Source organism: Mameliella sp. AT18 (genome assembly GCF_028807275.1).
Taxonomy (GTDB): domain Bacteria; phylum Pseudomonadota; class Alphaproteobacteria; order Rhodobacterales; family Rhodobacteraceae; genus Antarctobacter; species Antarctobacter albus.
In genome coordinates, this window is sequence record NZ_JARAMO010000121.1 from 1 (window position 1) to 5,074 (window position 5,074).

At 60.6% G+C, this 5,074-nt stretch carries 5 protein-coding genes and 1 pseudogene; 4 read left to right on the top strand and 2 right to left on the bottom strand.

Translation table 11 applies throughout. The features are described from left to right. From PVW46_RS13520 to PVW46_RS13535, 4 genes and pseudogenes are all read left to right on the top strand, one after another. Nucleotides 1-1,167 (top strand): annotated as a pseudogene (locus PVW46_RS13520) (hypothetical protein); the annotation flags it as partial. Between the two features lie 329 nt (nt 1,168-1,496). Next, the gene (locus PVW46_RS13525) at nt 1,497-2,189 is read left to right on the top strand and encodes a phosphatidylserine decarboxylase (RefSeq protein ID WP_043139586.1); all 693 of its coding nucleotides are present in this window, start codon (nt 1,497-1,499) and stop codon (nt 2,187-2,189) included. A 3-nt stretch (nt 2,190-2,192) separates the two neighbouring features. Next, nucleotides 2,193-2,945 carry a CDP-diacylglycerol--serine O-phosphatidyltransferase gene (gene pssA, locus PVW46_RS13530; RefSeq protein WP_069211457.1) on the top strand — a complete coding sequence of 251 codons (753 nt, stop codon included), beginning with the start codon at nt 2,193-2,195 and terminating at the stop codon, nt 2,943-2,945. 4 nt (nt 2,946-2,949) lie between these two features. After that, nucleotides 2,950-3,573: a class I SAM-dependent methyltransferase gene (locus PVW46_RS13535; RefSeq protein ID WP_069211458.1), complete on the top strand. Its 624-nt coding sequence runs from the start codon at nt 2,950-2,952 to the stop codon at nt 3,571-3,573. Nucleotides 3,574-4,009: 436 nt separating this feature from the next. Here PVW46_RS13535 and PVW46_RS13540 read toward each other — a convergent pair whose 3' ends face one another. Further along, a complete protein-coding gene (locus PVW46_RS13540) occupies nt 4,010-4,405 on the bottom strand; it encodes a VOC family protein (RefSeq protein ID WP_043139590.1) in 396 nt (131 codons plus the stop codon). 153 nt (nt 4,406-4,558) lie between these two features. Continuing rightward, on the bottom strand, nt 4,559-5,074 hold a 516-nt coding region (locus tag PVW46_RS13545), incomplete at its 5' end, for a TOBE domain-containing protein (RefSeq protein WP_274576187.1).

Sequence of the window (5,074 nt, forward strand, 5' to 3'; positions counted from 1 at the left end):
ACGCCCGCGCAACTGGTGATGCCGCCCGAGCCAGGCACCTACGAATTGCGCTATTTCATGCGCCAGGACCGTACCGTGCTGGCCACCCGCATGATCGAGGTGACGGCGCTGGACGCCAGCCTCGAGGCCGCCGAGACGGCGGAGGTGGGCGCCGACATCCCCGTGACCTGGACGGGACCAGACTACGAGGGCGATTACATCGCGGTCTCGAAACCGGACGACAAGGGCTATGTCAACTACACCTACACCCGCGAGGGTTCGCCCCTGACGCTCAAGATGCCCTCGGAACCGGGGACCTACGAGTTGCGCTATTTCATGCGCCAGGATCGGACCGTTCTGGCCACGCGGATGATCGAGGTGACAGAGGTTTCGGCCACGCTGGACGTGGCGCCGACAGGCGCGGCCGGATCGGACATCCCAGTGACATGGACCGGACCGGATTATGAGGGTGACTACATCACCGTGTCCGAGATCGGAGACGATGGCTATGTCAACTATACCTACACCCGCGAAGGCTCGCCGCTGGACCTGACCCTGCCCGCCGATGCAGGCACCTACGAGATCCGTTATGTCATGCGGCAGGACCGGACCGTTCTGGCCACCAAGACCATCGAGGTCTCTGATGTCAGCGCGACGCTTGACGTGGTCACGGAGGCGCGGGCCGGCGCCTCGGTGCTGGTGACATGGGACGGTCCCGGCTACGACAAGGACTATGTCACCGTTGCCGATGCCGACATGGCCGACAACAAGTACCACTTCTACACCTACACCCGCGAAGGCTCTCCGCTGCTGCTGCGGCTGCCGGCGGAACCGGGCACCTATGAGATCCGGTATGTTGCCGCGGGCGACAGCCCCCGCGTGGTGGCGCGCAACCAGATCACCCTGACCGAGGTGACGGCCAGCATCGACGCGCCGGAACAGGTGCCTGCGGGCGCGGTCCTCGGGCTGGACTGGGACGGGCCGGACTACAAGGGCGACTACATCAGCCTTGCCCGCGTCGGTGAGCCGGACAACAAGTACAGCACTTACAAGCACACCTCCGAGGACAGCCCGCTGGTGCTGAAACTCCCCGAAGGTCCGGGCAAGTACGAGCTGCGCTACGTGATGGGTCAAGGCAACAAGGTGCTGTTCCGCAAGCCCATCGAACTGACCTACGAGCCGGAGTAAGGCCGGCCAACCAGTCGATCACAAGGCCCCTGTCCCGGCCAGCCCTTTGCAGGAAACAATACAACTTGTTGCTTGTGGCATTGTCGGAACAAAGCCATGTCGCACAACAGCTCCCGAAGAAACCTTCGGGAGCTGTTGGCGCTGAACCCCGGCCAATCGGACTTAAGCCGACTTTCACCGAAAAGCACTGTCCGTCGGTAGCGGAACAGATCGACAGGTTCGTTTTCTTCGGCTTGGGGCGCGGCTACATCCATCACCCTTAAGATGTTGTGGTCCGTGCCCGGGTTGGATATGGAAGCGACCATTCGCCAAGGAAAAGCGACACATCCATGAAAATGCGCGATACATTCATCAAGCCGATGCATCCCGAAGGGCGACGCTTTGTGGCCGTTTTCGCGGTTTTCGCAGCCGCGCTCTTCTTGGTCTCGTCCGTCCTGGGATGGGTGGGCGTCGGACTGACGATTTGGTGTTACTACTTTTTCCGTGACCCGGCACGTGTGACACCAAGCCGTGAGGGCCTGATCGTCAGTCCCGCCGATGGTGTGGTCTCGCTGATCGAAAAGGCCGTGCCGCCACCGGAATTGGGCATGACGGATCAGCCATTGACCCGTGTCAGCGTCTTCATGAGTGTCTTCAACTGCCATGTGAACCGTGCACCTGTCGCGGGCCGGATTTCGGCGATCGCCTATCGGCCGGGCAAGTTCTTCAATGCCTCTCTGGACAAGGCCAGCGCCGACAACGAACGGAACAGCCTGTGCATCGACATGGCGGACGGGCGACAGATCGCCGTGGTTCAGATCGCTGGGTTGGTTGCGCGGCGGATCGTCTGTTTTTCCGCGCAGGGCGACGTCTTGGCAACCGGTGAAAGGTTTGGCCTGATACGCTTCGGTTCGCGACTGGACGTCTATTTGCCGGATGGTGTGCAACCACTTGTCGCTCTGGGGCAAACCATGATCGCGGGCGAGACGGTCCTTGCCGACTTGGCCTCGGACGAGCCTGCTCGTTCGGCGCGAACAGATTAACGCATGCCCCACCCGTTGCCCGACAAGCGAAAGAAAATCAACGTCCTGCAGCTGCTGCCGAATCTGGTCACCATCTCGGCCATATGTGCGGGCCTTTCGGCCATACGCTTTGGCTATGAAGGGAATTTCGAATTGGCCGTGCGCCTGGTTCTGGTGGCCTGCGTTCTGGATGGTCTGGACGGCCGGCTCGCGCGTTTGACGAAAAGCGAGTCGCCGATCGGTGCGGAACTGGATTCCCTGGCGGATTTCCTGAATTTCGGAGTGGCGCCTGTACTGATCATGTACCAATGGGCCCTGCAGGATTTCCAAAGCGCGGGCTGGATAGCTGTCTTGAGCTATTCCATTTGCTGCGTCCTGCGACTGGCACGATTCAACGTCGACAGCCGGATGGACAAAGAAGACACCGGATGCGGTTACTTTGTCGGTGTCCCGTCACCAGCGGGCGCAGTTCTCGTGTTGCTGCCAATGGTTATCTCCTTTCTCTTCTCTGACCTTCCCTTGGCCGCGCCTTCGGTCATCGCTGGCCACGTTTTTCTTGTCGGTCTTTTGATGATCAGTCGCATCCCGACCTATTCCTTCAAGCAGCTGTCAATCGACCGCGGGAACGCCAAATTTTTCCTTCTTGGCGCCGGGCTTATGGCTGCAGCATTGCTGACATATCTTTGGGCCACCCTGGCGCTGATGACATTTGTCTACATCTGCAGCCTGATCTGGGCGTTTCGATCCGCTCGCAAATCAAGGAACACAAAGGACTAACGCGATGGAACTCGGCGCAATCAAGACCTCCTACGCGAGGTGGGCCCCCGTCTATGACCAGACCTTCGGCGCGATTACAAATACCGGACGGCGCGCGGCAGTCGAGTACATCAATGGACAAAGCGGGACGAGCGTTCTGGAAGTCGGTGTCGGGACCGGTCTTGCACTACGAAACTATCGTTCAGACCTTTGCGTCACGGGTATTGATTTCAGCGACGACATGCTGGCCAAGGCACGGGAGAAGGTCGATCGCTTCGGGTTGGGGCACGTCAGGAGCCTCCGGCAGATGGATGCGCGAAGTCTCGATTTTCCGGACAATCATTTCGATACCGTCGCAGCGATGCACATCATCTCTGTCGTGCCGGAACCCGAACGCGTGATGGCCGAGATAGCGCGGGTCTGCAAACCCGGAGGCAAGATCGTCATCACCAATCACTTCGCCCAGGAAACCGGTATCATGGCACGGATCGAACGATTTTTTGCGCCATTCGCAAACCTGTTGGGCTGGCATTCCGATTTCGACATCGGCACCGTGCTCAAACAACCGGAGCTTACGGTCAGAGAGAAGAAACCGCTGCCCCCTTTCGGCATGATGACGTTCCTGGTGCTTGAGAAAGCGGATCGGTGATCCGCCAAGAACAGAGCGGGAAAGATCATCAGCGCGGCGGAAGAGCGTTTCCGACAGGACCCCATCTGTCAGCCAAGGGTTGCCTGACGGCGACAGCCTGATTTGGAACGACGGACGAGCATCGGCGCCTTGTGTCCCGATTGGATACGCCATGCAGCATTGGGCATGAACGGGGCGCATGACTGCCCTCTGAGGCAGCTCAGCGTTGAACTTGAAGATGCACTGGCGATTTCTGAAGCGATCGAAATCTAAACGTCTGCGCCATCATCAAGGACGGCCCGAGGACGAAGCCGCTCGCGCAGCGATGGCGCGTGTGGCTGGCCCTCGGGGTCAAAGCAGTCGCTGCGCTTCGAACCTCACCGCTCTCCCGGGCAAGATTTTTCCCAGGCCTGCCGTCCCGGGGGACACTTTTGCCTGTCGTCCATGTCCGGCACCCTTAGAGAAACCGACCACCCCGTTCGATGACCTCGATCTGATAACCATCGGGGTCCGCGACAAAGAAGAAACGGGCGAACCTCTTTCCGTCCGGCGCGAATTCGACGATCTTGCGCGGTGCCAGCCCCGCATCGGTCAGCCGCTTGTGGGTGTCGTCCAGGTCCGCGACCGAAACCGCAAGATGACCATACCCGTCGCCCAGGTCATAGGGTTCGGTACGTCCCTTGTTCACGGTGAGTTCGATCTCGAAGCTGCTCTCTGCATTGCTCAGGTAGACCAGCGTGAAATCATCGAAGTCCTTGCGTTCCGCGATCTCCAACCCGAAAGCCGTCCGGTAGAAATCGACCGAACGTGCCTCGTCGAGCACGCGGATCATGCTGTGTATTGCCTTGGCCATGCTGTTCCTTCCGGTAATTTGCCAATGTCACATGTCTCCTGCCCCGACCGCGGACATGGCAAGAACGTGGATCATTGGCAACCGACCTGAAACGCTCGGACGGGCGCAGTCAACGCCGCCGCAAGGTCGACCACGGCAACAGCGGGCAGCGCCTCACCGATACAGCAGCGACACCCCCTCCGCGAAGAGGTGCACCTTGTCCGGTTCCGCGCCCAGCGACACCTGCTTGCCACGCATCTCGCGGTGGATGCCGGGCAGCTTGCCGATGACCGGGTCGCCCCCACCTTCGGCCTGGAAGTAGAGCAGCGTCACCTCCCCAAGGGCCTCGGTGATCTCGACCTTGCCGGAATAGATCGGCGTGTCCTCGGTGGGCACGAAATCCTCGGGCCGCACGCCGACATTGACCCGCAGTCCCTTGTCAGCCTCGGTGGTCGGATAATCCGAGAGAGCCGTGCCGCCGCCGTCCAGCTTCACGCGGGTTTGCGTGCCGGTCTCGACCACTTCGCCGGGCAGCAGGTTCATCGAGGGAGAGCCGATGAACTGCGCCACGAACTCGCTGTTGGGCCGCTCGTACAGTTCCAGCGGGCTGCCCACCTGCGCGATCCCCTTGTTGGCCAGCACGACGATGCGGCTGGCCAAGGTCATCGCCTCGACCTGGTCATGGGTGAC

What these genes read in the sequence shown, in the direction of transcription:
- PVW46_RS13525 (WP_043139586.1), top strand. Translation starts at nt 1,497, where the DNA reads ATGAAAATGCGCGATACATTCATCAAGCCGATGCATCCCGAAGGGCGA.
- pssA (WP_069211457.1), top strand. Translation starts at nt 2,193, where the DNA reads ATGCCCCACCCGTTGCCCGACAAGCGAAAGAAAATCAACGTCCTGCAG.
- PVW46_RS13535 (WP_069211458.1), top strand. Translation starts at nt 2,950, where the DNA reads ATGGAACTCGGCGCAATCAAGACCTCCTACGCGAGGTGGGCCCCCGTC.
- PVW46_RS13540 (WP_043139590.1), bottom strand. Translation starts at nt 4,405, where the DNA reads ATGGCCAAGGCAATACACAGCATGATCCGCGTGCTCGACGAGGCACGT.